The sequence below is a fragment of the Micromonospora sp. URMC 103 genome, from assembly GCF_051386435.1.
GTDB lineage: Bacteria > Actinomycetota > Actinomycetes > Mycobacteriales > Micromonosporaceae > Micromonospora.
Window position 1 is genome coordinate 345,411 of sequence record NZ_JBPQTR010000004.1, and the last position, 26,547, is coordinate 371,957.

The following is a 26,547-nucleotide window of genomic DNA, read 5'->3' on the forward strand; positions in this document are numbered from 1 at the left end:
CGCCGACGACAGCTACGTCGGCCCGCGGCAGCGGATCAGGTCCGCGCCGGAGTGCGGCCCTCGGCCGGGGTGGCGGCGCGGGGCGGGAACAGGCGGATCCGGAGCGCCCGCAGCAGGACGCCGGGCCGGCTCAGCGCCGCCGGATGGTCGAGCATCGTGGTGACCCGGCCCAGCCGGGCGCTCAGCACCGGGTCGGTCATCGACGCCCGGAAGACCAGGTCACCGAGCCACCGGGTGAGCCGGTACCCGCGCGGGTACGGGCCGTCGACGTGCGGCAGCGCGATGTCGGCGGAGGTGGAGATCTGCCACGCGGCGTCGACGACGACGCGTACCTGGTCGAAGTAGGCCCGCGCCGGCTGCCGGTGCGGTGCCGGCCCGGATCGCAGGTACGCCGACAGGCAGGAGGCGTGCAGCATCGCGGACGTCATGCCCTGGCCGTACACCGGATTGAAGGAAGCGACGGCGTCGCCGGCGGCGACCAGTCCCGCGGGCAGCCGGTCGAGCCGGTGGAAGTCCCGGCGTCGGCTATCCGCCTGGTGGTACGTGACCACTCCGCCCAGCAACTCCCCGCGTTCCGCGATGGCGCCGAACATCGGGGGATAGTGGTCGCGGCAGCGGGCCGTGAAGTCGGCGACGTCGCGGCTGGGCCGGTCCTCGTCGTAGCCGGCGACCAGCATGATCCAGCGGTCGCCCTCGACGGAGTTGATCCCGCCGATCCGCGCCGTGCGGCCCCTGCCGGCCATGGTCTGGTAGACCACCACCCAGGTGTCGCTCACCTCCTCGTCCCGCCGAAAGAGCGCGGTCGCGTAGTTCAGCTTGATCGGCATCCGCTGCATCGGCGGCCGGGGCCAGCCGTTGGCCTCGAGCCAGTCGCTCAGCCGGCTGGACCGGCCCATGGCGTCGACCACGAGGTCCGCCGGCTCGACGACCGGCGTGCCGCCACCCTCGGGCACGTACCGCGCGCCGGCCACGCGCCCGTCGGCGAAGACGAGCCCGTCCGCCCGGCCGTACACCATCGTGATGTTGGGACGGGCGAGCGTCCGCCGCCGGACCAGCGCCTCCAGGAACGGACGCGTGGTGATCAGCATCGGGCCCGTGGACGACGGGGCCGGCGGGACTCCCAGCACGTCGTTCACGAAGATCTGCGCCGTGGCGCCCTGGCCCGGCGGCAGCGGAGCACCGAGCGCGACCGCCTCGTCGACGATGCCGGGAAACCAGCGCTCCAACTGGAACTGCCCGGCGGGCAGCAACGCGTGCACCTGGCTGCCCTGCGGCACGCCGGGGCGCGGCCCGTCCGCCATGTCGGACGGGTCCCGCTCGACGATCAGCACCTCGTCGGCGTGGTCGCTGAGCACCCGGGCGGCCATCAGCCCCGCGATGCTGCCACCGAGCACCACCGCGCGTCGCATGACCACCCGGGTCTGGGCCGGCGGTTCGGCCGTCGCTATCGCGGCGAAGAGGCGGGACGCGGAGGGGCGCATGCGATCTCCCTGGCTGCTCGGGACACGTCGACATCCACGACCGTAGTTTCCCGCCGCACCGCCGCCCACCGTCGGCCCCGCGGCCTGGTTGAATCTGCCCATGGACGACCAGTCGCCGCTCTCCGCCGACGAGATGCTCGACATCGTCGACGAGCACGACCGGGTGGTGGGCCAGGCGCGGCGCGCCGAGGCGTACGCCCGACGGTTGCGGCACCGCTGCGTGTTCGTGCTGGCGCGGGACCCCGCGGGCCGCGTCTTCGTCCACCGCCGTACCGACCGGAAGCTCGTCTTCCCGTCCCTCCACGACATGTTCGTCGGTGGCGTGGTCGGGGCCGGCGAGTCGTACGACGCTGCGGCGCTGCGCGAGGCCGAGGAGGAGCTGGGCGTACGCGGACTGCCAGCGCCCGTACCGCTGTTCACGTTCCTCTACGAGACACCCGAGCACAGCTGGTGGTCCGCCGTCTACGAGGTGCGCTGCCCGTCCGAGGTCGCCCCGCAGGCCGACGAGGTCGCCTGGCACGCGTTCCTTTCCGACCACGAACTCGACCGCCGGCTCGCGGAGTGGGAGTGGGTGCCGGACGGTCTGGAGGCGTACCGGCGGCTTCGCGCCTGGCGCGCGGCGCACTGACGAGCGGGTTCCCGTTCGTTCGCTGGGCGGTGCGCGCTGGCCAGGATGGCGGACGTGGTGATGACCGACCCGGAGGGCAACGAGTTCTGCGTGGTGTGACCGGCGGGAGGCCGACCGGCGGGCCGGCCTCCCGGCCGTCGTCACGGTCGCCAGGATCCGGCGGTCTCGAACCGGTGCTGGTACTCCAACGCGCCGTTCGTGTCGGCCACGTCGAACACGACCGTGCCGGTCCGCTCGCTGCCGGTGCTGAGGTTGCCGGGCGGCAGGGTCTTGCCGCAGCCGGAGAACGCGCCGGCCACCGCGTTCGACTCGGTGCCGTCCGCCGCCATCCAGCGGAAGAAGAGCGGGTTCACCGAGCCGCTGCCCTCGGTGACCTTCACGGTGACGTCGGCGATCAGGTACATGCCCTCGTCCGGGTCGAGCCCGAACTGTTCGCAGGCCGTCTTCCGGGTGCTGAACCTCGTCACGGTGATGTGGATCGTGCCGTCGTCGTCGCTGATCACCAGGGTGTCGCCCGCCGGCATGTTCATGGTCTCGCCGTCGGTCGGCGCGGCGGAGCCCCGGGTGGGCGCCGCCGGGGAGGACGGGCGGCTGCCCGGGGTGTCGCCCACGCCGCTGGTCACGGCGGGCGTGGGCAGCGATTCCACGGGGTCGTCCGTGTTCGCGCCGACGATCACCGCGGCGATGCCGCCCCCGCAGCAGAGGAGGGCCAGCACCGCGACCACCACCGCGATGACGATCAGCAGCGTACGGTTCGACCTCTTCTCCGGCGGCAGGCCCGCGGGCGGGTAGCCGGCGCCGGGCGGGTATCCGCCGGGGCCCTGCGGATAGGGCGGCTGCGGTGGGTGGGCCACCGGCGGGTACGGCCCGTGCGGAGGGTACGGCGCGGCGCCCGACACCGGCGGGTAGGGTGCGGCGCCCGACACCGGCGGGTACGGCGGCCCCGACACGGGCGGCTGGGGCGCGGTGGGCGGGGCCCACGGCTGCTGCCCGGCCGGTGGCGGTTGCGGCGCCCCGGACACCGGCGGGATGGGCGCCGTGGGGACCGCCTCGGTCGGCGGTTCCGGAGGTGGCTGGTGGGGGTCGTGCGGCCCGGCGGGCGGCTCGGGGTGGCTCACCGTACTCCTCGGGATGTCGACGGGGGATCTGGCCGACGCTATCGCGCATCGGCAACGGACGCGCCCGCGGCGATCGGCGCGTGGGGTGGTGACGTCGGCTCAGGGCGGCGGGAGCACCGCGGCGGTGCGGACCAGCCCGCCGGCCACCGCGAACCGGCCGCGGACCGTCATCGGTGGATCCGAAACGGGCGCGGCGTCGACGCGGGCGGGCGCGATCCGGGCGGTGAATGTGCCGGTCTCCGGGTCGATGTCCACGAGCGCGTCGGTGAAGTCGAGCCAGGTGCCGACCACCGGGTGCCACACCTTGTAGACGGTCTCCTTGGCGCTGAACAGCACCGCGGGCCACGAGACACCGGCCGGCAGGGAGGCCAGCCGCTCGTCCTCCTCGGGCAGGCAGACCAGCCGTCGTACCCCCGGATCGAGCTCCCGGTGCTGCTCGGCGTCGATCCCGACGGCGCGCAGGTCCGTGCGGCGGGCCGCGGCGGCCGCGCAGTAGCCGTGGGTGTGGGTGATGGCGCCGACCACGCCGTCTGGCCAGACGGGCGCCCGGTCCGCGGCAGAGGGTACGGCCGCCGGGGGCAGGCCGAGCGTCGTCATGGCCCGGCGGGCGCAGACCCGGCCGGCCGTGAAGTCCCGCCGGCGGTCGTCGACGGCCCGCGGGCCGAGACACGCCAGCTCCTCGGCGAGCAACGGGCCGGTCCAGTCGTCGGGCCCGGCCACGGCCACGGCGACCTCGGGCGGCAGCAGGTCACGCATGGGCGGCGCGCGGCTGACCAGCGGGAATTTGGCCGAGCGTCGGCTTTCTGACTGTCATGGATGCCGAACGTACCGCAATCATGTAACACCGGAGGGTTGCGGAGCGCTGTTGGCCACGCATGGCACGGGGGTGTGATCGCCGTAGATGAATAGGGCACGGGCGGACGCCCGGCCCCTGCAGGTACCGGAGAGGGAGTGCGATGACCGGTGGTGCGGAACCGTCCGGCCGGCGGAGCGACGAACACGCCCCGGTGACACCCGGCTGGAGCTGCGGCTCCTGCGGTGAGGACTGGCCCTGCGCGACGAAGCGCAGCCGGCTGCTGGAGGAGTACGGCGACCGCGCCACACTCAGCATCTACCTCGGGTCCTGCCTGGCGGCCGCCACACAGGACCTGCGCCCCTCGTCGGTGACGTCCCTCCAGGACCGGTTCATCGGGTGGCTGCCCCGAGGTCCGCGTACCCACTGAGGGCCCGCGTGCGCGCCGGCCCCGTCCCCGGAACGAGCCCGGGACGGGGCCGGCGTGCGCGCCCGAAGCGGCGCCGCGAGGTCGGTCAGCCGCGTCGGGGGCGGCGGGTCAGCGCGAAGCCGACGACACCGGCGACCGCGGCCAGGACACCGCCGGCGCTCGTCCAGATCCAGCGGGACCCGAGCGCGGGCAGCGTCACGAGGTCGGCCAGCCCGTCGTCCTCGTCCTCGTCGGTGGTGGACGCCGACACCTGCTGGTCGGTGAGCACCGCGCCGGGCCGGGTGTTCGGCACGAGCGGCGTCGCCAGTTCGCCGTCGTCGGCCGGGCTGCCGCCCTCGCCGTCGGCGCTCACCAGCAACTCGACGTCGACGGGCGCGCCGAGGTCCGGTTCCGGCACGTCCACGACGGAGATCCGGACGAAGTACGTGCCGGGCAGCGGGTCACCCGACCACGGCTCGGCCCACGGCCGCACCTCGCGCAGCGCGCAGCCGAGCGTGACGCTGGCGGCCGCCGCGTCGACCGTGGGCGTCTGCGCCCCGTCCGTGCACGCCTGGCGGCGCCGGAGCCCGTCGAAGACCTCGACGGTCCACGTGGACGCGCCGCCGCGATCACGCGGGAACGTCACCGTCGCGGCGACGTCGTGGACCTGGCCGGCCTTCGCGGTGAACGACCAGTAGAGGTTGTCGCCCGTGGACGCCCGGACCTGGACCGGCTGGCCGGCGGCGATCGTGGTGGCGGTGAGGAACGACGTGCCGGCCCGGTTCACCGTGACGGCGCCGGGGGAGGGGGTGGGCGACCCGGGGGCGGCGAGGGCCGCGGCGGGCAGCAACGCGGGGCCGGCGGCGGCCACGAGCGCCGCGAGCGACCGGACGAGGATGGTACGCATGCTCACTTCTCCCTCCAGGTGGCCACCCACCAGCGGGTGAGCAGGCCGGTGACCAGGCCGGCGAGCAGGCCCGCCACGGTCAGCAGGACCAGCAGCACCCAGCCCCGGCCGAGGTCCGGTCCCCGCGGTGTCGGGGACGCGGCGACCACGTCGACGGTCAGCTCGACCGGCATGCCGGGGGTCACGCCGGTGCCGGGGCGTGGGGCGAACGAGTTGCTGACCACGAGGCAGACCATGGCGACCCGCCCGGTGGTCGCGGCGCCCGCGGTTTCGTCGACGTCGGGCGTGGGGTCGGCGTCGTCGTCCTCGGCGTCGTCGTCCTCGGTGCGGTCGTCGGACCAGCGCAGGCCCGCGGAGACGACGTCCGCCCGGCCGCTGCCGGCGTCCGCCCCGCGCACCAGTTCCCGGCCGTCCGGGGCCACGGCCCGCAGCAGGACGCCGTAGTCCCGGTTCACCGGCCGGTCCAGCGCGACGCTGACCGATGCGCGCAGCTCCTGCCCGGGGCGCACCGGGACCCGGTACCAGCGGTGCTCCGAGAAGGCCTCCCGGTCGGTGTAGACGCCGGGGGCGAGCAGCGGCGCGCCGTCGCAGGCGGTGCCGCCGCCGACCACCGTGGGCGTCCGGGTGTACGTCTCCCGCGCCCGCTCCACCAGCTGCTTGATCCGGCCGGTCAGCTCCTCCGTGCTCTGGGCGGCCGTGTACGTGCCACCGGTCGCGCCCGCGATGCAGAGCAACTGCCGCCGTACCTTCTCGTCGGGGGCGAGGCCCAGCGTGTCGACGACCAGCCGGGTGCCCTGGGCGGCCAGTTCCCGCGCGACCTGGCACGGGTCGGGCGGGGCGCAGGTGTCCTCCCCGTCGGTGATCAGGACGATCCGCCGGGTCGTGGCTCCGGTGCCGAGGTCCTCGGCGGCCTTCCGCAGGGCGAGCCCGACGGGGGTGAAGCCCGTCGGGCGCAGCGTGGCGACCGCGCCCTTCGCCTGGGCCCGGTCGACCGGGCCGACCCGCACGATCTGCTGGGTGTCCTGGCAGCCGACCTTCTTGTCGTCGCCCTGGTAGGTCGCGCCGAGCACCCGGATGCCGAGCTGGGTCTCCTCCGGCAGCGCGTCCACCACCTCGTTGAACGCCTGCTGCGCCACCGAGATCCGGCTGCGGCCGTCGATGTCCCGGGCCCGCATCGACCCGCTGACGTCCAGCACCAGCTCGACGCGGGGCGGCTCGGCGGGTGCCGGCTCCGTCGTGCTCGGCTCGTCGGCCGCGGCGGGCACCGGCCTGAGCAGCGCGAATGCCACCACCAGTCCGGTGAGGACGGTGGTGGACCGTCTTGAGTTGATCACCGGGCGAGTGTAGAGAGAATCCACTTTGGATGATCATCGGGGTGGGGCTTGGAAGATCGTCCGCGCCGGACCCGGAAGACCGCCGTCGGCCGGCCGGGAGCCGCCGTCCGGTGGCGTACGGCGGGTCCTTTGGAACACCCCGGTGACCGTCGGTCAACCACCGAATGTGCCCCGTCACCAATCGGGTATCCGTCAGAAATCTGACCCAAGTTGACCCGTTGTGCCGGTGGTGCGCGGTGGTTAAGCTTCTCTTGCGCGCCCCAATCGCCCGCTTCCCCCGTGGCAGGCGATCGGGGCGCGCTTCTTCGTCCGGTGGGCCCCGCACGCGACTCGCGCGCGGGGCCCACCGTCGTCCCGCAGGTCCACCGGTTCCCGGGCCGCTGCCCGCTCAGATCCAGCGACCGCCCAGCCACATCCGGGCCGACCAGTCCGCGTACGGCATGACGGTGCCCATGAAGAGCGGATAGAAGTACGCGAAGCACAGGGCCACCAGCAGCACGTACACGCCCACCACGACACCGCCGACCAGGCGCCGGTCGTACCCCGGATCGCCCGGCGTGATCCGTCGGGCCGCGCCGGCCCCCGCCCGGGCGGGCGACACGATGGCGCCCAGCACGTAGACCACGGCGAGCACCAGGAACGGCAGCGCCGGCGCCGTGTAGAACGAGAACATCGTCCGGCCGTCGAGGGCGAACCAGAACCAGGGCAGCAGCCCGGCGGCCACGAACAGCAGGATCGCGCCGGCCCGCCAGTCTCGGCGGGCCAGGCCGAGCCAGGCCGCCGCCACGAGGGCCGGCAGGAACGACCACCACAGCAGCGGGGTGCCGAGCAGCAGGACCTCCGCCGCGCAGCTCGCCGCGCCGCACGGCCCGTCGCCCGACCAGTAGAAGGCCACGGGGCGGCCCAGCAGCAGCCACTGCCAGGGCCAGGACTGGTACTTGTGCGGGTCGTCGAGCCCGGTGTGGAACCCGTACGCCGCCCGGTGATACTCGAACAGGTTGATCAGTGGACCGATCACCGGGGTGTCGCTGAGTGGGGCGCCCGGGTAGGCCGAGGCGAGCCGGTAGTAGCCGTCGTCGGTGAACAGCCAGCCCGACCACGTGGCCAGGTACGTGCCGAACATCAGCACCCCGGCCAGCGCCATCCAGGGCAACTCGTCGACGAGCGCGGCCCGCCACGGCCGCGGCACCCCGGCCGAGCGCCGGACGCCGACCTCCCAGAGGAGCACCAGCAGCACGAACGCCGGCAGGAAGTAGAGCGCGCTCCACTTCACCGCGCACGCGCAGCCGAGCAGCACCCCGGCGGCGAGCCGCCACCACGGCCACCCCCGCCACCCGGTCGCCGGGCGGCCGGCCCGTCCGCGCCGGGTGGGATCCAGCCCGGCGTCGAGGGCGCGCGCCCAGCGGCGCCGGCGGGCGTCCCGGTCGAGCACGATCGCGCCGAACGCGGCCAGCACGAAGAAGAGCAGGAAGATGTCGAGCAGCGCCGTCCGGGAGAGCACCAGGTGGAAGCCGTCCAGGGCGAGCAGCAGACCCGCCGCGCAGCCGAGCACGGTCGACCGGAACAACCGCCGGCCGATGCGGACGAGCAGCAGCACCGACAGGGTGCCCACGACCGCCGCCGAGAACCGCCAGCCGAACTCCGGGGCCGTGGTGAGCAGGTGGCCGGGCACCGAGATCCGGCTCTCCGCGTCCTGGTAGCCGAAGGCCCACTCGCCGAGCCCGATGAGCCACTTGCCCAGCGGCGGGTGCACCACGTACGACGCGTTGCCGTCCTTGTAGTTCCACTCGACGCCCCGCGAGATCAACCCGTACGCGTCCTTGGCGTAGTAGGTCTCGTCGAAGATCTTTCCGGCGGGGTGGGCCAGGTTGAGGAAGCGCAGGATGCCGGCGATCAGCACCACCACGCCGGTGGCCAGCCACGACCGCGCGTCGAGCCGGGCGTCGACCGTGGCGAGCCGCCGGCGGACCACGCCGGGCAGGCGGCCCTCCGCCGGGGCTGCCTCGGCGGGCGCCCCCTCGACCGTACGGCCCGACTCCGTCCGGCCCACGTTCGCGCTCTGTGCTGTCGACGCACTCGTCACCCGGCGATCGTAGGCTGCGAGGGTGACCGGTGGCGCCCGTCGTCCCCGATCCGGTACGGCCGTCGATGGAGGAGCACGGACTCGTGGGTGAAATGTCGGACGTCGGGCGCCTCGTCCTGCTCGGTGCACCGCTCGGCAATCCGGCCGACGTCTCCGCCCGGTTCCGCGAGATGCTCGCCACGGCCGACGTCGTGGCCGCCGAGGACACCCGCCGGCTCACCCGCCTCGCCCGGGATCTCGGCGTCGACGTGCCGGGCCGGATCGTCTCGTACTTCGAGGGCAACGAGGAGCGGCGCACCCCGGAACTGGTCGAGGTGATCCAGGCCGGCTACCTGGTCGCGCTGGTCACCGACGGCGGCATGCCCAGCGTCTCCGACCCGGGCTACCGGCTGGTGCGGGCCGCCCTGGAGGTGGGCGCCCCGGTGACCGCCGCGCCCGGCCCGAGCGCCGTCACCACCGCCCTGGCGCTCTCCGGGCTGCCCTCCGACCGGTTCTGCTTCGAGGGGTTCCTGCCCCGCTCGCCGGGCGCCCGGCGGTCCCGCCTGCGGGCGCTCGCCGGCGAGGAACGCACCCTCGTGCTCTTCGAGGCGCCGCACCGGATCGCCGCGGCGCTGACCGACCTGGCGGACGCGTTCGGCGCCGACCGGCCGGCCGCGCTGTGCCGTGAACTCACCAAGACGTACGAGGAGGTGCTCCGGCGTCCTCTCGGTGAGTTGGCCCGCTGGGCCGCCGAGGGGGAGCCGCGCGGCGAGATCACGCTGGTGGTGGGCGGCGCACCGGCGACCGCGCCGGAACGTCCCGACGACGAGACGCTGCGCGCCGCCGTGGCCGACCGCGAGGCCGCCGGCCTCTCCCGCCGGGACGCGATCACCGACGTCGCCACCACGTACGGCCTGCGCCGTCGCGAGGTCTACGCGGTAGTACACGCCTGACCCTCGCCCCTCCCCGCCCCCCGGGTTCCGCGGCGTCGATCATGCAGTTGTGGTGGGGGACAGAGGCCGTGAACGCGGTCGAGCCGGGCACCACAAGTGCATGATCGACCGGGTGGAGGGGGGCCGGTCACCAGGCCGCGACGAGGAAGCCCGCGGCGATCAGCGCCGGGCCGGCGAACGACGCGCCGATCGCCCAGCGCCGGGCGCGCTGCCCCGCGATGCGGGACGCGCCGGTCCAGCGGGCGATGCCGGCCCCGCACAGCGCCACCGCCGCCAGCCCGAGCAGCCAGCGCAGGTGCTGGCTCGCGCCGGTGTCGGCGTACGCCGTGGTGCCCTCCGGCCCGGTCATCCGGGCTGGAAGGGTGCTGCCGGCCGCGCTCCGGTCGGCCGGCACGCCGCTGACCCGGACCCCGTGGGCGAGCACCCGCCCGCTGTCGGCGGCGAAGATCCCGCGGCACCGCTGGGTGAGCCCGCCCCCGTCGCAGTCGGTGATCACCACCGTGCCGCGGGTGCTGTGGCCCAGCGCGAGCCAGAGCGGCCCCGCGCTCACCCACGCGAAGAACGCCGCCACCAGGCTCAGCGTCACCAGCGCGGTGAGCCCGGGAAGCGGGTCGATCGGGTACGCGGTCGGGCGGCGGCGCCGGGTTGCGGCGGTACGGGCCGGACGCTCCTGCTCACGCGCCGGCTCCTCCCGGATCGGGGTGCCGTCCCAGTGCACCTCCTCGATCGGTGCCCAGGACGTCTCGTCGTCCTCCTCCGCACCGCCCCGGAGGCGGCGCCAGCGGTTCGGTTGGCGTACGGGCACCCGGCTGGGAATCGCGTCCACCGGCGCGCCGGTGGTCGGCTCGACCTCGACGGACGGCTCTCCGGGCGCACCGGCCACCTCCGGTGCTGCTCGGTCGGCCTGGCGCGGTGCCCGAGGCCGGCCCTTCGGCGCCGGCTCGACGTTCTCCTGGTCGGTGGGCGGCGCGGGGGCCGGAGGATCCGTCGACGGGGCGGGCCGCGGGGGGCCGGCCGGCTTGTTCGGGCGGGTGCCCTGGCCCGGCCGTGCCCGCCGGGCCGGGGGTGTGGTGCGCGGAGGCCGGCTGGGGGCGGGGGTCGCGTCGCCGCCCGGCTTCGGGCGTTGCTGAGGGGACCCGGCGGGCTGCGCGGCGGCGGGCGGCTGCGCGGCGACGCCGGAGTCCGGGCGGGGCTGCGGTGCGACACCCGACGCCCGGGCCGGGCGGATCGGACCTTTCCCACCGCCCGAGGCGGCCGCGCCGCCCGGGCCGCCCGAGCCAGCCGGGCCGCCCGAGCCGGCCGGGCCGACCGAGGCTGCCGCGCCGCCGGAGGGAGCGCCCGCGCCGCCCGAGGTGGCCGCGCCGCCAGGGGAAGCGGTCGCGGCACCGGTGGCCGGGCCCTCGTCGGCCGGGGCGTCGGTTCCCGTCGAGGCGTCCCCGCCGTCGACGACCGCCGCCCCGGTGGGGTGATCGTCCGGTTTCCGGGCCGCTCGTCTGCCAGTCACGACGTTCATTGCACACCCGGAGCGGAGGCGCACCGGCCAGTTCAGGCCGCGTGTCGGCGACAAATCGGACCAACAGCGGACCCCACGCCGACCTACCGCCGACCCGCGGGCCCTATTGGTTCGCGGCCGCGCCGACCGGGTCACTACGCTTGCTGGTCATGAGTCACGTTCTCGCGGCGGTTGCCTGGCCCTACGCCAACGGCCCGCGCCACATCGGCCACGTCTCCGGTTTCGGCGTTCCCTCCGACGTCTTCAGCCGGTACATGCGGATGGCCGGCCACGACGTGCTCATGGTCTCCGGGACGGACGAGCACGGCACGCCCATCCAGGTGCAGGCCGACGCCGAGGGGGCCACCCCGCGCGAGCTGGCCGACCGGTACAACCGGGTGATCGTGGAGGACCTGCACGGTCTCGGCCTGTCGTACGACCTGTTCACCCGCACCACCACCCGGAACCACTACGCCGTGGTGCAGGAGCTGTTCGAGGGGCTCTACCGCAACGGGTACGTCGTGCCGAAGACGACGATGGGCGCGATCTCCCCGTCGACCGGTCGTACGCTGCCGGACCGGTACATCGAGGGCACCTGCCCGATCTGCGGCTACACGAGCGCGCGCGGCGACCAGTGCGACAACTGCGGCAACCAGCTCGACCCCATCGACCTCATCGACCCGAAGTCGAAGATCAACGGCGAGACGCCGGAGTTCGTCGAGACCGAGCACTTCTTCCTGGACCTGCCCGCCCTGGCCGACGTGCTGCGGCAGTGGCTGGACACCCGGGAGGGCTGGCGTCCCAACGTGCTGCGGTTCTCGCGGAACCTCCTCGACGACCTCCAGCCCCGGGCCATCACCCGGGACCTGGAGTGGGGTGTGCCGATTCCGCTGGAGGGCTGGCGTGACCGGTCGGACAAGCGGATCTACGTCTGGTTCGACGCGGTGGTCGGCTACCTGTCCGCCTCGATCGAGTGGGCCCGCCGCTCCGGCGACCCGGAGGCGTGGCGCCGGTGGTGGTCCGCCGACGGGGAGGGCAAGGACGCCCGCGCCTACTACTTCATGGGCAAGGACAACATCGTCTTCCACTCGGTCATCTGGCCGGCGCTGCTCGCCGGCTACTCGGGTGAGGGGTCGCGCGACGGCGAGCCGGGTGGGCTGGGCCGGCTCAACCTGCCCACCGAGGTCGTTTCCAGCGAGTACCTGACCATGGAGGGGCGGAAGTTCTCGTCGTCCCGCCGGGTGGTCATCTACGTCCGTGACTTCCTGGAGCGCTACGACGCCGACGCGCTGCGCTACTTCATCGCGGCCGCCGGGCCGGAGAGCAACGACACCGACTTCACCTGGGCGGAGTTCCTCCGCCGCAACAACGACGAGCTGGTCGCCGGCTGGGGCAACCTGGTCAACCGGTCCATCTCGATGGCCGCGAAGAACTTCGGCGCGATCCCGCCGGTCGACCCGGCCGGGCTCACCGAGGCCGACGAGGCGCTGCTGGCCACCGCCCGGGCCGGCTTCGCCACCGTGGGCGACCTGATCGCCCGGCACCGGCAGAAGCAGGCCATCGGCGAGGCCATGAGGGTGGTCGCCGAGGCCAACCGGTACCTGTCCGAGCAGGCCCCGTGGAAGCTCAAGGACGAGGCCGACAAGCCCCGCATGGGCACCATCCTGCACGTCGCGCTCCAGGTGGTCAGCGACGCGAACACGCTGCTCACCCCGTTCCTGCCGCACTCCGCGCAGAAGGTGCACGAGCTGCTCGGCGGCACCGGGGTGCACGCGCCCATGCCGTCCATCGTCGAGGTGGAGGACCTCGACGGCGGCCCGTCGTACCCGGTGCTCACCGGGGACTACACGCAGGGCGCGCGCTGGGAGTCCGTACCCCTGGAGGTGGGCCGGCCGCTCGCGGCGCCGAAGCCGGTGTTCCGCAAGCTCGACCCGTCGATCGTCGACGAGGAGCTGGCCCGGCTGGGCGGCTGACGGCGGACACGGCGGTGCGGCCCGGGGCACCCCCGGGCCGCACCTCACCCGGCCGACCGCGAGGCCGGCCGTGTCAGGCCCGCGCCCCGCACCCGGCGCGGGCCACGAACCGCGTCAGGCGCGTGCCATGGCCGGCGCGCCGATGAAGTCCATGATCGCCTTGTTGACCTCGGCGGCGTTCGTCCACGGGATGCCGTGCGGGGCGCCCTTCAGCGTGATGAGCTGGCTGCCGGCGAGCATCGGTTGCAACCGCTGACCGGTCACCGCGAACGGCAGCACGTTGTCCTTGTCACCCTGGACGATCAGCACCGGCACGTCGATCTGCGGCAGGTCGCCCCGGAAGTCGGTCAGCCACGCGTCCACACTGTCGTAGGTGGCCTTCGCCGACGCACGCGCGCCGATGTCCCAGTGGGCCCGGTACGCCTCCTGGCTGACCAGCTTCCCCTTGTTCTCGTCCCAGTTGAAGAAGTTGTTGCAGAACTGGGTGAGGAAGGCGAACCGGTCGTCGATGATCGCCTGCTGGAAGCCGTCGAACTTGCTCTTCTCGACGCCCTGCGGGTCGTCGGGGGCCTGGAGCAGGTACGGCGCCAACGGGGCCAGCATGATGGCCCGGTTCACGCGCTGCGATCCGTACGCGCCGAGATAACGGGTCACCTCACCGGTGCCCATCGAGTGCCCGATCAGCATCACGTCCCGCAGATCCAGCTCGGACATCAGGACGTCGAGGTCGGCGGCGAAGGTGTCGTAGTCGTACCCCATCGAGGGCTGCGCCGAGTTGCCGAACCCCCGCCGGTCGTAGGTGATGACCCGGTATCCGGCGTTGAGCAGCGGCATGGCCTGCTTCTCCCAGGTCGCCCCGTTGAAGGGGAAACCGTGGATCAGCACGATCGGCTGGCCGGAGCCGTGGTCCTCGTAGTACAGGTCGATGGGCGCGGAGTTTTCCGTACCCACGGTGATGAACGGCATGCTCTTCTCCTGAAGTCGGGCTCGGTCTCTCCTCGCCCGGCGCATTCCCGCCCGATCCGCCGATATGCCCGCCGCCGCCCGTCCGTGGCCGCTGCTCAGAGCGCGTACGGGAGGTTCACCACCTGGTCGTCCGTGACCTCCGCGCCCGGGGCCCATGTCTCGTAGACGCCCCGGTCGTGGCACTGCGCCCCCGTCACGGCCACCGTTTCCGGATCCGGCCGGCGCAGCCGCAGCCGCAGCCAGCCCGCCTCCTCCCGCAGCACCAGGCAGGGCACCCCCCGCCACTGCGCGACGCGCAGCCGCCGGGCCGCCGCCTCCACCGGATAGCGGGCGGCCCGCGTCATCGCCAGCACCCGGAAGCCGCCGGGCAGGTCACCGACCGCCTCGTACTCGGCGCCGCCGTACAGGCCGACCAACTGCGTGGAGCGGGGCGCCTCGCCGGTCGGCACGTACTCCTGGTCGGGGGAGACCCCGGGGACCGCCGCGAGCAGGTGCCGCCACTGCGGCCCCACCATGCGCAACCAGCCCCGCTGCTCCGCCTGGTAGGTGTAGAGCACCACCTCGACGCCCTCCGCCGGGTACGCGAGCAGGGTCGCGTTCGCCGGCATCGGCAGGTCGGCGAAGTCCCGGGTGACGAACTCCGGGATCAGCTGGCCGCTGCTCGGCACGAAACCGGTGCCCAGCACGGGCGGCCCCACCCGGTCCCGCGGGGACAGCGCGCCCAGGCCCCGGAACGCCTCACCCACCGGCACGTCGTAGTCGCTCGGGTCGGCGGCCCGCCACCGCAGCGCGTACGCCACGTCCGGACCGTCGCGGCCCACCTCACCGTCGGTGCGCAACACGGTCAAGGCGGCCGGCGTACGCAGGTGGGCGACGTCGTGCTCGCGGTAGCAGAAGCCGTGCGGCAGCCAGCCCCGCACGTACCCAGAGAGCTGCCGCGCCGACAGCACCTTGACCATGCGCGTGCCCCGCCGCACCACCGCCGATCTCCGCACCGCGGCGAGGCTGGGGTCGCCGGCCGCGTCCGGGCGCTGGCTCAGCTGCTGCACGTACGCCCAGCCGCGCTCACGGTGCGCCGGCACCATGAGCGGCGGGTCGGGCTCCTCCGCCGGCTCCGGCGCGCCGTGCACCGCGGTGACCTCGGTGACGTGCACGAACCGGCGCCACGGCAGGGCCGAGCCGGGCCGCGGAGACCACTCGAACCCGGGCACCTCGTCGGCGCTGAACAACTCGTAGGCGGCGCCCCGGGCGATCTCCTCCGCCGGGTAGACACCCCCGCCGTACGCCACCCGCAGCCCCGTGCGCTCGCCCGCGTCCCCGCCGGCCGGAGTGACGCCCAGGGCGTCACTGTGCTGCCACGGCTGCTCGATCACCGGGCGACCGTAGAGTCGCACTCGGTAATCGAGGTGAACGTCAGGTGGCGGGCGGATGGACCACCCCCGTGTGTGATCCTTTGGTGGATGACCGAGCCAACCGAACAGACGACGGAGCAGACCGAATCGCGTCGGGCCCGGGCCGCCCGCCGTGCCGGCGAGTTCCCGCCCGCGCCGGAGCCGCTGCCCCGGCCGGTGCTCGACAGCCACACCCACCTGGACATCACCGTCAGCGAGGCCGGCGTTCCCGGGGGCGGTCCCGCCGACGACCCGGTCGCGGCGGCCGTCGCGGTCGCCGCCCGGGTCGGGGTCGACCGCCTGGTGCAGGTCGGCGTGGACGTCCCCTCCTCGCGCTGGGGCGTGGAGACGGCCGAGCGGTACCCGGCCGTCGTGGCCACCGTGGCCCTGCACCCCAACGACGCGCCCCGCCTACCCGACCTCGACGAGGCGCTGCGGGAGATCGAGGCGCTCGCCGCCCACGACCGGGTCCGCGGGATCGGCGAGACGGGCATGGACTTCTTCCGCACCGGCGACGAGGGCCGCGCCGCCCAGGAGGAGAGCTTCCGGGCGCACATCGCCATCGCCAAGCGGTACGGCAAGGCGCTGGTCATCCACGACCGGGACGCGCACGCCGACGTCCTGCGGGTCCTCGACGACGAGGGCGCCCCGGAGACCGTGGTGCTGCACTGCTTCTCCGGCGACGCCGACTTCGCCGCCGAGTGCGTGCGCCGCGGCTACCTGCTGAGCTTCGCGGGCACGGTCACCTTCGCGAGCGCGAAACCGCTGCGGGAGGCCGCCGCCGTGACCCCGCTCGAGCAGATGCTGGTGGAGACCGACGCCCCCTACCTCACCCCGACCCCGCACCGGGGGCGGCCGAACGCGTCCTACCTCGTCCCGCTGACCGTCCGGTCGCTCGCCGAGACCACCGGCGCCGACCTCGACACGCTGTGCGCCGCCATCTCCGCCACCGGCGACCGCGTCTTCGGCCCGTGGTGACCGCGCGCACGGGGTGCGCGCCGGACACGCCCGCCCGCTGCCTACGCTGCTGTCCATGACCGGTCTCCTCGGCCCGGCGGAGATCCGGGAACTGGCCGCCCGGCTGGGCGTCGCGCCCACGAAGAAGCTCGGGCAGAACTTCGTGCACGACCCGAACACGGTGCGGCGGATCGTCACCACGGCCGGGCTCGCCCCCGACGACGTGGCGCTGGAGGTCGGCCCCGGCCTGGGCTCGCTCACCCTGGCCCTGCTCCCCGTGGCCGCGCACGTGCACGCCGTCGAGATCGACCCGGTGCTGGCCGGCGCGCTGCCGGAGACCGCCGCCCGACACGCCGGCCCCGACGCCGCCCGGCTCACCGTGCACCGCGCCGACGCGCTGCGCGTCACCGCCGCCGACCTCGCCGATCCGGCTCCCACCGCGCTGGTGGCGAACCTGCCGTACAACGTGGCCGTGCCCGTGGTGCTGCACCTGCTGGCCGAGCTGCCCGGCCTGCGCCACGGCCTCGTCATGGTGCAGAAGGAGGTCGCCGACCGGCTGGTCGCCGGCCCCGGCTCGAAGGTGTACGGCATCCCCTCGGTGAAGCTCGCCTGGTACTCCCGGGCCCGCGCCGCCGGCCGCGTCCCGCCGAACGTCTTCTGGCCGGTGCCCAACGTCGACTCCGGCCTCGTCGCGTTCACCCGGCGCGAGCCGCCCCGGCCCGACGTACCCCGCGAACAGGTCTTCGCGGTGGTCGACGCGGCGTTCGCCCAGCGACGCAAGACGCTGCGCGCCGCCCTCGCCGGCTGGGCCGGCGGCGCGGACCGAGCCGCCGCCGCCCTCACCGCGGCCGGTGTCGACCCCGGCGCCCGGGGGGAGTCGCTCACCGTCGAGCAGTTCGCGGCCATCGCCGCGTCGGCCCCGGCCGCCACCTCCGCCGGGCAGTAGGCTGGCGCCGTGCCCGCCGACGCCGGCGTCCGGCACCCGCCGCACCTGTACGCGTACGACCTGGTCGACGGCCGGTACGAGCCGGTCGCCGACTCCGCCGAGGAGCTGATCGTGGACAAGCCGTTCGACATCCGCCTGAGCCTGCGAGACATCGCACCGTGACCGAGGCCTGGCGACCGGAGGGCGAGGACGAGCGGCGTGGCGCCAGCGGGCCCGTGAAGGTCCGCGTGCCCGCGAAGGTCAACCTGCACCTCGGCGTGGGACCGCTGCGCCGCGACGGCTACCACGAGCTGAACACCGTCTACCACGCCATCTCCATTTACGACGAGCTGACGGCACGCCGCGGCGACACCCTCACGCTCACCATGGAGGGCGAGGGCGCCGGCGAACTGGCCCTGGACGACTCGAACCTCGTGATCCGCGCGGCGCACGCGCTCGCCGGGTACGCGGGCGTCCTCCCGCACGCCCGCCTGCACCTGCGCAAGCAGATCCCCCTCGCGGGCGGGCTGGCCGGCGGCAGCGCCGACGCGGCCGCCACCCTCGTGGCCTGCGACGCGCTCTGGGGCACCGGCCTGTCCCGCGACGAACTGGCCTCCATCGCCGCCGACCTCGGCTCCGACGTCCCGTTCCTCATCCACGGCGGCACCGCGCTGGGCACCGGGCGCGGCGAGGCCGTGAGCCCCGTCCTGGCCCGCCCCACCTCCTGGCACTGGGTGGTCGGCATCGCCGAGGGCGGCCTCTCCACCCCGGCCGCCTACCGGGAACTCGACCGGCTCCGCGAGGCCGGCACGGCCGGCCCGCCGCTGGGCAGCACCGACCGGCTGCTCGCCGCGCTGCGCCAGCGGGACCCGCGGGTGCTGGCCGCCGCGCTCGGCAACGACCTCCAGGACGCCGCGCTCGCCATGCGGCCGGCGCTCGCCGACACGCTCAAGGCGGGGGAGGCGGCGGGGGCGCTCGCCGGCATCGTCTCCGGTTCCGGGCCGACCTGCGTGTTCCTGGCGACCGACGCGGCGCACGCCGGCAGCATCGCCGCCGACCTCACGGCCGCGGACGTGTGCCGCGACGTGCGCATCGCGCACGGGCCGGTGGCCGGCGCCCGGATCGTCTGACGCCGGGCGGGCCCTCGGAGGGGGGCCGGGCGGCTCCCGCCGGCCAGCCGCCCGACCCGCGCTGGGCGGCCGCCCGACCCGCGCTGGCCGGCCGCCCGACCCGCGCTGGCCGGCCGCCCGGCCTGCCGCTGGCCGACCGACTGGCCCGAAGATCCGCACAGTTTCCCGGATGTTGCTGCCTCCGGCACGCCCGAGGCGACAACTTCCGGGATGTTGCGCGGATCTTGCGCCGGCACGCCACGGACCGCGGGCGCACCGCGGATCGCGGGGCGCCGCGGGGGACCCTCGCCGGACGCACGGACCGTGGGCGCCGCGTACGCTGGGAGGCCAGGCGTCCCGTGCCCGCCGGCACCGGACGCCTTGATCATGGAAGGTAGGTCGTGGCCAACATCGTCAACCTGGACCGGGTGTCCAAGGGCTACGGGGCCGCCGGGCCGCTGCTCACCGACGTCTCGCTCGGCCTGGACGACGCCGACCGGATCGGCGTGGTCGGCCTCAACGGCGCCGGCAAGTCCACCCTGCTGCGGCTGCTCACCCGCACCGAGGACCCGGACGACGGGCGCGTCACCCACCGTCGCGACCTGCGCGTCGCCTGGCTGCCGCAGAACCTCACCCTCGCACCCGACGCCACCGTGCGGGACGTCGTCCTCGGCACCGAGTGGCTCGACGAGAGCATGGGCGCCGAGCACGAGTGGGCCGGCGACGCCGGCGTACGCGCCATCCTCGACGGCCTCGGGATGCCCCACCTCGGCCTCGACCAGCCCGTCGGCCCGATGTCCGGCGGCGAACGCCGGCGGGTGGCGCTCGCCGCGCTGCTCGTCCGCGACTCCGACCTGCTGATCCTCGACGAGCCCACCAACCACCTCGACGTCGGCGGCGTCGACTGGCTGGCCCGGCACCTGCTCGGCCGCAAGGGCGCCCTCGTCGTGGTCACCCACGACCGCTGGTTCCTCGACGCCGTCTGCACCACCACCTGGGAGGTCGCCGACCAGACCGTCCGCGCGTACGACGGCGGCTTCGCCGCCTGGACCCTCGCCCGGGCCGAGCGGGAGCGGGTCGCCGCGGCCGTCGAGGCGCGCCGGCAGAACCTCCTGCGCAAGGAGATCGCCTGGCTGCGCCGGGGGCCGCCGGCCCGTACGTCGAAGCCGCGGTTCCGCATCGAGGCGGCCAACGCGCTGATCGCCGACGTCCCGCCGCCGCGCGACACCATGTCGCTGCAACGGCTGGCCACCGCACGGCTCGGCAAGCAGGTGTACGACCTCACGGACGTCACCCTGCACGCCGGCCCGAAGGAGATCCTGCACGACGTCACCTGGCAGGTCGGCCCCGGCGACCGCGTCGCCATCCTGGGCGCCAACGGCGCCGGCAAGACCACCCTGCTGCGGATGCTCGCCGGCGTCACCCACCCGCACGGCGGCGCGTTCGTCACCGGGTCGACCGTCCGGCCCGCGTTCCTGTCGCAGGAGCTCGCCGAGCTGCCCGGGCACCTGCGCGTGCTGGAGGCGGTCGAGGAGGTGGCCCGCCGGGTCCAGTTCGGCGACCGGGAGATCTCCGCCGCGCAGCTCGCCGAGATGTTCGGCTTCGACGACCGGCGGCTCTGGACGCCCGTCAGCGACCTCTCCGGCGGCGAGCGCCGCCGGCTGCAGATGCTCCGGCTGCTCGCCGGCGAGCCCAACGTCCTTCTCTTCGACGAGCCCACCAACGACCTCGACACCGACACCCTCGCCGCCCTGGAGGACCTGCTCGACTCCTGGCCGGGCACGCTCGTCGTGGCCAGCCACGACCGGTACCTCATCGAGCGCGTCACCGACGTCGTGTACGGGATGTTCGGCGACGGCCGGCTGGTGCACCTGCCCGGCGGGGTCGACGAGTACCTCGCCCGGGCTGCCGCCCGCCCCGGGTCCGCGCGGGCGGAGGCCGTACCGGCGGCCACACCCGAGGCGCCGGCCCGCACCGGTCTCTCCGCCGCCGAGGTGCGGCAGGCCCGCAAGGAGCTGACCCGACTGGAACGGCAGGTCGGCAAGCTGGAGCAGCGCGAGACCGCCCTGCTGGACGAACTCGCCGCGCACGCCACCGACTACGCGAAGGTCGCCGAGCTGGACGGCCAGCTCAAGGACGTACGGGCCGAGCGGGAGCGCACCGAGGAGGCCTGGCTCACCCTCGCCGAGCAGCTTCCCGCCGACTGACCCGGCGCCCGTCCCCGGGCCGACACCGCAGGTGGACCCCCGTGTGCGGCGTCACATCCCGACGTGCGGGAGAATCGTCGGCGACCCTCACCCGAACGGCGTTGGAGACTCAGACATGGCCCACACCCCCGTCAACCATCCCGCGCGGCCGATCTACCGGGCGATCGGCGGGCTGACCGGTCTGTACCTGGTGGTCTTCGGTGTGCTCGGCATCATCGCGAGTGCCGGCAACGAGTTCTTCGCCCAGGACGACACCCGGGTCCTCGGTCAGGGCACGAACCTCGGCTTCTCGGTGGTCAGCATCCTGCTCGGCCTTCTGGTGCTGGCCGGAGTGGCGCTCGGCCGCAACATCGACGTGCTGATCAACACCTGGCTCGCGTACGTCGTGATGGCCATCGGCCTCGCCGGCCTCGCGTTCATCCGGACCGACGCGAACATCTTCAACTTCTCCGTGGTCACGGTCATCGTGGTCATGGTGACCGGCCTCGTGCTGCTGATGGTCGGCATGTACGGCAAGGTCGGCACGGAGGAGGAGAAGGACGCCTGGCAGAAGGCGCGCCTCGTCCTCTGACCCTGCCCGCCACACCCTCTCCGCCCGCCCTGCCGGCGCTTCCCGCGCCGGCAGGGCGGCTTGCTGTGGGGCCTGGACGATTCGCCGGACAACCGGCACCCTTACGCGCGACAATCCTCCGGAACCGGTCATCTCGGGCGGAGGAGAGGCTCATGGCGCACTTTCCGGTCAACCATCCGGCGCGGCCGATCTACCGCGTGCTCTCCGGCCTCATCGGGCTCTACATCCTGGCCTTCGGGGTGTGGGGAGTCGTCCTCACCGCCGGAGAGCCGCTCTTCGGGCGCGAGAGCAACTGGGCGCTCGGACTACGCACCAACCTCGCGTTCTCGCTGGCGTCGCTGATCTTCGGCGCCTTCCTGCTGATCGGCGCCTCCCGGCGCACCAACCTCGGCCACTACATGAACCTGACGGCCGGGATCGTCTTCCTCGTCACCAGCATCCTCATGATGTCGGTGCTGCAGACCGAGGCGAACTTCCTGAACTTCTCCATGTCCACGGTCATCGTGTCCATGATCTTCGGCCTCGTGCTGCTCGGCACCGGCCTGTACGACAAGATCGGCACGCCGGAACACGCCGAACAGGAGCGGATGCTCCGCGCCCACCCCGTCTCCGAGGCCCACCGCCGCTGACCGCCGCGTCGGCCCAGGACCGCGTCGGCCGGATCTCAGCGGCCGCGCGCCCGGATCAACGTGGGCTTCGACTCCAGGTGCGACAGACCGTTCCAGGCGAGGTTCACGAGGTGCGCCGCCACCGTCTCCTTACGCGGCTTGCGCACCTCCAGCCACCAGCGGCCGGTCAGCGCCACCATGCCCACGAGCGCCTGCGCGTACAGCTCCGCCAGCTTCGGGTCGTACCCCCGGCTCTTGAACTCCGCGCCCAGAATGTGCTCGACCTGGTGCGCCACGTCGTTCAGCACGCTGCTGAAATTGCCCGTCGCCGCCATCAGCGGCGACTCCCGGACCAGCACCCGGAAGCCGCTGGTCTCCTCCTCGATGTAGCCCAGCAGCGCCATGGCCGCCTGCTCGAGCAGCTCCCGCGGATGGCCGGCCGTCAACGCCGTGGTGATCCGGTCCAGCAAGGCCCGGACCTCGCGGTCCACCACCACCGCGTACAGGCCCTCCTTGCCGCCGAAGTGCTCGTAGACCACCGGCTTGGAGACCTTCGCCCGGGCCGCCACCTCCTCGATCGAGGTCGCGTCGAACCCCCGCTCCGCGAAGATCAGCCGGCCGATCGAGATCAGCTGCTCCCGGCGCTGCGCCGCCGACATGCGTACGCGGGAGGAGGGCTTGCCGCTCGCGGCCACCGCCCGTCGTCGGTCACTGCCGCCGTCGCCTGGGACATCCGCCATCTCGTCACCTCGCCGGCGCTCGGTGACGCCCTGCCGTGGGATGGTGCCTCCGCTGTGCCCGTTCACCTCGCCGCCTCACTGGCGTACGGCCGGAAGGCGCTCGTGCGCCACCCGACCGTACCCCCCGCCCGCCCGGCCCCCGTGTCGCCGAGCCCCGCGGCATTCCCCCCGCCTCGTTCGGTCACCCGGCCATACTGCCAGGTAGCCGCCGAGCCCATCGCCTTCATTACGGCGCCGTGCGTGACACCAGCTTCGCGGCGAGCCGCTCCGGCTTCGGCCAGCGGACGTCGTACGCCGCGCCCACCTTCTCGAAGAACCAGATCACCCGGGCCGAGATGTCCACCTGGCCGCGCAGGACGCCGTGCCGCGCGCAGGTCGGGTCCGCGTGGTGCAGGTTGTGCCAGCTCTCGCCGAACGAGAGGATCGCCAGCGGCCAGAAGTTGGCCGCCCGGTCACCCTGGCGCATGGCGAACGGCCGCTCGCCGTAGACGTGGCAGACCGAGTTGATCGCCCAGGTGACGTGGTGCAGCAGCGCGACGCGGACCAGGCCACCCCAGAAGAGCGCGGTCAGCGCGCCCTGCCAGGACCAGGTCAGCAGGCCCCCCATCAGGGCCGGACCGAGCAGCGAGATCGTCACCAGCAGCGGGAAGGACTTGTCGACCCGCTTGATGTCGCGGTCGGCGATTAGGTCCGGAGCGAACCGCTCCCGGTTGGACAGCTCGCGGTTGAACATCCAGCCGATGTGCGCGTGGAACATGCCCCGGGTGAGACCCCAGACGCTCTCACCGAACCGCCACGGCGAGTGCGGGTCGCCCTCCACGTCGGAGAACGCGTGGTGCCGGCGGTGGTCGGCGACCCACTGGATGATCTCGCCCTGCACCGCGAGGGAGCCGGAGACCGCGAGCGCCGCGCGCAGCCAGCGCCGGGCCTTGAACGAGCCGTGGGTGAAGTAGCGGTGGTAGCCCACCGTGACGCCGAGCCCCGAGAGCACGTACCAGAAGGCGGCGATGCCCACGTCGGTCCAGCTCAGCCAGCCGCCCCAGGCCACCGGCACCGCGGCGACGAGGGCCACGAAGGGAATCACCACGAACACCCACAGGGCGACGAGGATGGCGGGCGACTGGGCGCCCTGCGTCAGCGGTTTGGGTCCAGAGGCCTTGGGTTCGAGCAGAGCGGTCGACATGGCACCTCGCACAAGGGGTAGGAAGATCAACGAAGCTACGCCTACGTCACCGTAACTTACGGAACCGTAGATCGCACGGCGAAGTTCGCGAACGCTTCTCGTCGTACCGGTGTCCTAGCGTCGGCCCGTGACCGATCCCGTGGCTGCCGAGGTGCGTCGCCTCCGCACCGTCGAACGGCTCTCCGTCCGGGAGATCCGGGCCCGCACGGGCCTCGGCCGCAACCGGGTCTACGACCTGCTGCGGGGGGTGCCACCGCCGGAGTGGACCCGCCGCCCGAACGCGAAGGACGAGCTGCGGGCGCGGGCGGTCGAGCTGCGCGCCCGGGGTTGCTCGCTGTCCGAGATCGCGGCCCGCACGGGGGTGGCGAAGTCGACGGCGTCCCAGTGGGTGCGCGACGTGCCGCTACCGCCCGACGACGACGCCCTACGATCCCGGCGCAGGGCGCACGCGAAGGCGATGTCGGAAGCCCGCTGGGCCGCGCACCGGGCGGAGCGCGATGCGGCCCGGGCCCGGGTGCACGCCGAGGCCGCCACCGTGGTGGGGCCGCTCGACGACCGGGACCTGTTGCTGCTCGGCGCGGCCGTCTACTGGTGCGAGGGCGCCAAGTCGAAGCCGTGGCGACGCGACGACCACGTCCAGTTCATCAACAGCGACTCCGGCCTGCTGGCGCTCTTCCTGCGCTTTCTGGAGAGATGCGGCGTGGACCGGTCCGTCCCGACGTACCGGGTCAGCATCCACGAGACGGCCGACGCCGACGCGGCGACCGACTGGTGGGCGCGGCGGCTGGCCCTGCCACCGGCCCGATTCCGCCGGCCCACGCTGAAGCGGCACAACCCGTCGAGCGTCCGGCGGAACACCGGCCCCGACTACCACGGCTGTCTCGTGATCAACGTGCCGGGCAGTCGCGCGCTCTACTGGCGGATCGAAGGTATGATCGCCGGGCTGTTCGAAAAAGCAGACGACGTGGGCCTTCGGGTAACAGACGGTGAGGCCTGACGGTCATTGGGGTGTGGGGTAACGGCAACCCGCAGGCCTTTGGAGCCTTGAGCTCCTGGTTCGAATCCAGGCACCCCAGCTCACGCTGGTTTATCGGCATTCGCCACGGCCGTGCCAACGGCCGGTTGATGTCTGGTTAGCATGGCCGCGGAAGTGTCGCCGTCCCGACGGGAGCCACGTCGTGCCCCAGCCCCACCTCCGCACCGTTGTCGTGCTCGCCGCCGGTGAGGGCAAGCGGATGAAGTCGGCGTTGCCGAAGGTGCTGCACCCGCTGCTCGGTCGTACGCTGCTCGGTCACGTGCTGAGCGCGGCGGCTCCGCTGAACGCCGACCGGACCGTCGTGGTGGTCGGCCACGGCGCCGACCAGGTCCGCGCGCACCTCGACGAGATCGCCCCGGACGCCGTTCCCGTGCTCCAGGCCGAGCAGCTCGGCACCGGCCACGCCGTGCGCATCGCGCTGGAGGCGGTCCCGGACGCCACCGGCACGGTCGTCGTCATCAACGGGGACGTGCCGCTGCTGCGCCCGGAGACGGTGAGCGCGCTGGTGCACGCGCACGAGCAGGCCGGGGCCGCCGCCACGGTGCTCGCCGCCGAGGTGCCCGACCCGACCGGCCTGGGCCGGATCGTGCGCGGCGCCGACGGCCGGCTGGAGCAGATCGTCGAGGAGCGCGACGCCACGCCGGCGCAGCGTGCCATCCGGGAGATCAACGCCGGCAGCTACGCGTTCGACGTGGCTCGCCTGCGGGACGCGCTGGGCAAGCTCTCCACGGACAACGACCAGGGCGAGGAGTACCTGACCGACGTCTTCGCCCTGCTCGGCTCGGCGGGTGAGCCGGTGACCGTGCACGTGGCGCCGGATCACGTGGAGACGCTGGGCTGCAACGACCGCGTCGAGCTGGCCGGGCTGCGCCGGCTGCTGCGCGACCGGATCAACGAGGGTTGGATGCGCACCGGGGTGAGCCTGCTCGACCCGGAGACCACCTGGATCGACGTGACCGTGGCGCTCGACCGCGACGCGGTCGTCGACCAGAACACGCAGCTGCGGGGGGCCACGGTGGTGGGCTCCGGCGCGGTCGTGGGGCCGGACGTCACGCTCGTCGACACGGTGGTCGGCGAGGGCGCGACCGTGCTGCGCAGCCACGCCGTGGGCGCCGAGGTCGGCCCGGGGGCGAGCGTGGGTCCGTACGCGTATCTGCGCCCGGACGCGCGGCTCGCGGAGAAGTCGAAGGTCGGCACGTTCGTCGAGGTGAAGAACTCCGAGGTCGGTCCGGGCGCCAAGGTGCCCCACCTGTCGTACGTGGGTGACGCGACGATCGGCGCGAAGGCGAACATCGGGGCCGCGACGATCTTCGTGAACTACGACGGTGTGAACAAGCACCGGACGGTGGTCGGCGAGGGCGCGTTCGTCGGCTGCGACACGAGCCTCATCGCGCCGGTCGAGGTGGGCGCCGGGGCGTACGTGGCGGCGGGCAGCGCGATCGCCCAGGACGTGCCGCCGGGCGCGCTCGGTGTGACCCGGGCGCCGCAGCGCAACATCGAGGGCTGGGTGGCCCGGAAGCGGCCGGGGACGGTGTCCGCGGCGGCGGCCGAGCGGGCGTTGCGGGCGGCGGAGGATGCGTCGGCCGGCACCGGGGCGGCAAGTGAAGGTGAGGCAATCCACGGGGATGCCCAGGCGGTGGGCGGGGAATCCGCTGCGGGAGATACTGCAACCGACTAGTCCCCGGCCCACCACCACCGTGCCGG

The 26,547-nt window shown here is 73.9% G+C and carries 24 protein-coding genes and 1 tRNA gene; 14 read left to right on the forward strand and 11 right to left on the reverse strand.

Annotated elements, in window-relative coordinates:
* Positions 1-35: 35 nt before the first annotated feature.
* Positions 36-1,481, reverse strand: a complete 1,446-nt coding sequence (locus ACSNOA_RS05200) for an FAD-dependent oxidoreductase (RefSeq protein ID WP_436656784.1) — start codon at positions 1,479-1,481, stop codon at positions 36-38.
* 100 nt (positions 1,482-1,581) lie between these two features.
* Here ACSNOA_RS05200 and ACSNOA_RS05205 point away from each other — a divergent pair, with 100 nt between their 5' ends.
* Positions 1,582-2,109: an NUDIX domain-containing protein gene (locus ACSNOA_RS05205; RefSeq protein ID WP_436656785.1), complete on the forward strand. Its 528-nt coding sequence runs from the start codon at positions 1,582-1,584 to the stop codon at positions 2,107-2,109.
* A 140-nt stretch (positions 2,110-2,249) separates the two neighbouring features.
* Here ACSNOA_RS05205 and ACSNOA_RS05210 read toward each other — a convergent pair whose 3' ends face one another.
* Positions 2,250-3,227: a DUF4352 domain-containing protein gene (locus ACSNOA_RS05210; RefSeq protein WP_436656786.1), complete on the reverse strand. Its 978-nt coding sequence runs from the start codon at positions 3,225-3,227 to the stop codon at positions 2,250-2,252.
* Positions 3,228-3,326: 99 nt separating this feature from the next.
* Entirely contained in the window at positions 3,327-3,983 is a 657-nt protein-coding gene (locus ACSNOA_RS05215) for a 4'-phosphopantetheinyl transferase family protein (RefSeq protein WP_436656787.1), read from the reverse strand.
* Between the two features lie 200 nt (positions 3,984-4,183).
* On the opposite strand from ACSNOA_RS05215, the gene ACSNOA_RS05220 reads away from it, so the two are divergent.
* Complete coding sequence (locus ACSNOA_RS05220; protein ID WP_436656788.1) at positions 4,184-4,450, forward strand: hypothetical protein; 267 nt, start codon at positions 4,184-4,186, stop codon at positions 4,448-4,450.
* An 85-nt stretch (positions 4,451-4,535) separates the two neighbouring features.
* Here ACSNOA_RS05220 and ACSNOA_RS05225 read toward each other — a convergent pair whose 3' ends face one another.
* The 3 genes from ACSNOA_RS05225 to ACSNOA_RS05235 form a co-directional block, all read right to left on the reverse strand.
* Positions 4,536-5,336, reverse strand: a complete 801-nt coding sequence (locus tag ACSNOA_RS05225) for a peptidase (RefSeq protein ID WP_436656789.1) — start codon at positions 5,334-5,336, stop codon at positions 4,536-4,538.
* A 2-nt stretch (positions 5,337-5,338) separates the two neighbouring features.
* Positions 5,339-6,670, reverse strand: a complete 1,332-nt coding sequence (locus ACSNOA_RS05230; protein WP_436656790.1) for a VWA domain-containing protein — start codon at positions 6,668-6,670, stop codon at positions 5,339-5,341.
* A gap of 388 nt (positions 6,671-7,058) precedes the next feature.
* A complete protein-coding gene (locus ACSNOA_RS05235; RefSeq protein WP_436658320.1) occupies positions 7,059-8,651 on the reverse strand; it encodes a dolichyl-phosphate-mannose--protein mannosyltransferase in 1,593 nt (530 codons plus the stop codon).
* Positions 8,652-8,836: 185 nt separating this feature from the next.
* On the opposite strand from ACSNOA_RS05235, the gene rsmI reads away from it, so the two are divergent.
* Positions 8,837-9,685, forward strand: a complete 849-nt coding sequence (rsmI, locus tag ACSNOA_RS05240; RefSeq protein ID WP_436656791.1) for a 16S rRNA (cytidine(1402)-2'-O)-methyltransferase — start codon at positions 8,837-8,839, stop codon at positions 9,683-9,685.
* A gap of 127 nt (positions 9,686-9,812) precedes the next feature.
* Here rsmI and ACSNOA_RS05245 read toward each other — a convergent pair whose 3' ends face one another.
* Positions 9,813-11,189: a hypothetical protein gene (locus ACSNOA_RS05245; RefSeq protein WP_436656792.1), complete on the reverse strand. Its 1,377-nt coding sequence runs from the start codon at positions 11,187-11,189 to the stop codon at positions 9,813-9,815.
* A gap of 158 nt (positions 11,190-11,347) precedes the next feature.
* On the opposite strand from ACSNOA_RS05245, the gene metG reads away from it, so the two are divergent.
* On the forward strand, positions 11,348-13,150 hold the full coding sequence (gene metG, locus ACSNOA_RS05250; RefSeq protein WP_436656793.1) for a methionine--tRNA ligase: 1,803 nt from the start codon (positions 11,348-11,350) through the stop codon (positions 13,148-13,150).
* Positions 13,151-13,264: 114 nt separating this feature from the next.
* Here metG and ACSNOA_RS05255 read toward each other — a convergent pair whose 3' ends face one another.
* Positions 13,265-14,116: an alpha/beta fold hydrolase gene (locus tag ACSNOA_RS05255; protein ID WP_436656794.1), complete on the reverse strand. Its 852-nt coding sequence runs from the start codon at positions 14,114-14,116 to the stop codon at positions 13,265-13,267.
* A 95-nt stretch (positions 14,117-14,211) separates the two neighbouring features.
* Positions 14,212-15,456, reverse strand: a complete 1,245-nt coding sequence (locus ACSNOA_RS05260; RefSeq protein WP_436658321.1) for a hypothetical protein — start codon at positions 15,454-15,456, stop codon at positions 14,212-14,214.
* 120 nt (positions 15,457-15,576) lie between these two features.
* Between ACSNOA_RS05260 and ACSNOA_RS05265 the strand changes: the two genes are divergently transcribed.
* The 7 genes from ACSNOA_RS05265 to ACSNOA_RS05295 all read left to right on the forward strand — a co-directional run bounded on the left by ACSNOA_RS05265 (position 15,577) and on the right by ACSNOA_RS05295 (position 21,905).
* Positions 15,577-16,485, forward strand: coding sequence for a TatD family hydrolase (locus ACSNOA_RS05265; protein WP_436656795.1), 909 nt, complete (start codon positions 15,577-15,579; stop codon positions 16,483-16,485).
* Between the two features lie 55 nt (positions 16,486-16,540).
* A complete protein-coding gene (gene rsmA / locus ACSNOA_RS05270; protein WP_436656796.1) occupies positions 16,541-17,410 on the forward strand; it encodes a 16S rRNA (adenine(1518)-N(6)/adenine(1519)-N(6))-dimethyltransferase RsmA in 870 nt (289 codons plus the stop codon).
* Positions 17,411-17,419: 9 nt separating this feature from the next.
* Complete coding sequence (locus ACSNOA_RS05275; protein ID WP_436656797.1) at positions 17,420-17,572, forward strand: hypothetical protein; 153 nt, start codon at positions 17,420-17,422, stop codon at positions 17,570-17,572.
* On the forward strand, positions 17,569-18,519 hold the full coding sequence (locus tag ACSNOA_RS05280; protein ID WP_436656798.1) for a 4-(cytidine 5'-diphospho)-2-C-methyl-D-erythritol kinase: 951 nt from the start codon (positions 17,569-17,571) through the stop codon (positions 18,517-18,519). Before ACSNOA_RS05275 ends, ACSNOA_RS05280 begins: the two co-directional genes overlap by 4 nt.
* 380 nt (positions 18,520-18,899) lie before the next feature.
* Positions 18,900-20,705, forward strand: coding sequence for an ABC-F family ATP-binding cassette domain-containing protein (locus ACSNOA_RS05285; RefSeq protein ID WP_436656799.1), 1,806 nt, complete (start codon positions 18,900-18,902; stop codon positions 20,703-20,705).
* Between the two features lie 115 nt (positions 20,706-20,820).
* Entirely contained in the window at positions 20,821-21,276 is a 456-nt protein-coding gene (locus ACSNOA_RS05290) for a DUF4383 domain-containing protein (RefSeq protein ID WP_436656800.1), read from the forward strand.
* 152 nt (positions 21,277-21,428) lie between these two features.
* Positions 21,429-21,905, forward strand: a complete 477-nt coding sequence (locus ACSNOA_RS05295) for a DUF4383 domain-containing protein (protein WP_436656801.1) — start codon at positions 21,429-21,431, stop codon at positions 21,903-21,905.
* Positions 21,906-21,940: 35 nt separating this feature from the next.
* On the opposite strand, the gene ACSNOA_RS05300 is transcribed toward ACSNOA_RS05295, so the two are convergent.
* Positions 21,941-22,624, reverse strand: a complete 684-nt coding sequence (locus ACSNOA_RS05300; RefSeq protein ID WP_436656802.1) for a TetR family transcriptional regulator — start codon at positions 22,622-22,624, stop codon at positions 21,941-21,943.
* Positions 22,625-22,850: 226 nt separating this feature from the next.
* Positions 22,851-23,807 carry an acyl-CoA desaturase gene (locus ACSNOA_RS05305; protein ID WP_436656803.1) on the reverse strand — a complete coding sequence of 319 codons (957 nt, stop codon included), beginning with the start codon at positions 23,805-23,807 and terminating at the stop codon, positions 22,851-22,853.
* A 127-nt stretch (positions 23,808-23,934) separates the two neighbouring features.
* On the opposite strand from ACSNOA_RS05305, the gene ACSNOA_RS05310 reads away from it, so the two are divergent.
* The 3 genes from ACSNOA_RS05310 to glmU all read left to right on the forward strand — a co-directional run bounded on the left by ACSNOA_RS05310 (position 23,935) and on the right by glmU (position 26,521).
* Positions 23,935-24,804, forward strand: a complete 870-nt coding sequence (locus ACSNOA_RS05310) for a helix-turn-helix domain-containing protein (RefSeq protein ID WP_436656804.1) — start codon at positions 23,935-23,937, stop codon at positions 24,802-24,804.
* 7 nt (positions 24,805-24,811) lie between these two features.
* Positions 24,812-24,883, forward strand: a tRNA-Gln gene (locus ACSNOA_RS05315).
* 102 nt (positions 24,884-24,985) lie between these two features.
* Positions 24,986-26,521 carry a bifunctional UDP-N-acetylglucosamine diphosphorylase/glucosamine-1-phosphate N-acetyltransferase GlmU gene (gene glmU / locus ACSNOA_RS05320; protein ID WP_436656805.1) on the forward strand — a complete coding sequence of 512 codons (1,536 nt, stop codon included), beginning with the start codon at positions 24,986-24,988 and terminating at the stop codon, positions 26,519-26,521.
* Positions 26,522-26,547 lie beyond the last annotated feature (26 nt).

Bases quoted from the DNA above. Each gene is read 5' to 3' on its own strand.
- ACSNOA_RS05200 (WP_436656784.1), bottom strand. From the start codon at position 1,481: ATGCGCCCCTCCGCGTCCCGCCTCTTCGCCGCGATAGCGACGGCCGAA.
- ACSNOA_RS05205 (WP_436656785.1), top strand. From the start codon at position 1,582: ATGGACGACCAGTCGCCGCTCTCCGCCGACGAGATGCTCGACATCGTC.
- ACSNOA_RS05215 (WP_436656787.1), bottom strand. From the start codon at position 3,983: ATGCGTGACCTGCTGCCGCCCGAGGTCGCCGTGGCCGTGGCCGGGCCC.
- ACSNOA_RS05220 (WP_436656788.1), top strand. From the start codon at position 4,184: ATGACCGGTGGTGCGGAACCGTCCGGCCGGCGGAGCGACGAACACGCC.
- ACSNOA_RS05225 (WP_436656789.1), bottom strand. From the start codon at position 5,336: ATGCGTACCATCCTCGTCCGGTCGCTCGCGGCGCTCGTGGCCGCCGCC.
- metG (WP_436656793.1), top strand. From the start codon at position 11,348: ATGAGTCACGTTCTCGCGGCGGTTGCCTGGCCCTACGCCAACGGCCCG.
- ACSNOA_RS05255 (WP_436656794.1), bottom strand. From the start codon at position 14,116: ATGCCGTTCATCACCGTGGGTACGGAAAACTCCGCGCCCATCGACCTG.
- ACSNOA_RS05265 (WP_436656795.1), top strand. From the start codon at position 15,577: ATGACCGAGCCAACCGAACAGACGACGGAGCAGACCGAATCGCGTCGG.
- rsmA (WP_436656796.1), top strand. From the start codon at position 16,541: ATGACCGGTCTCCTCGGCCCGGCGGAGATCCGGGAACTGGCCGCCCGG.
- ACSNOA_RS05290 (WP_436656800.1), top strand. From the start codon at position 20,821: ATGGCCCACACCCCCGTCAACCATCCCGCGCGGCCGATCTACCGGGCG.
- ACSNOA_RS05295 (WP_436656801.1), top strand. From the start codon at position 21,429: ATGGCGCACTTTCCGGTCAACCATCCGGCGCGGCCGATCTACCGCGTG.
- ACSNOA_RS05300 (WP_436656802.1), bottom strand. From the start codon at position 22,624: ATGGCGGATGTCCCAGGCGACGGCGGCAGTGACCGACGACGGGCGGTG.
- ACSNOA_RS05305 (WP_436656803.1), bottom strand. From the start codon at position 23,807: ATGTCGACCGCTCTGCTCGAACCCAAGGCCTCTGGACCCAAACCGCTG.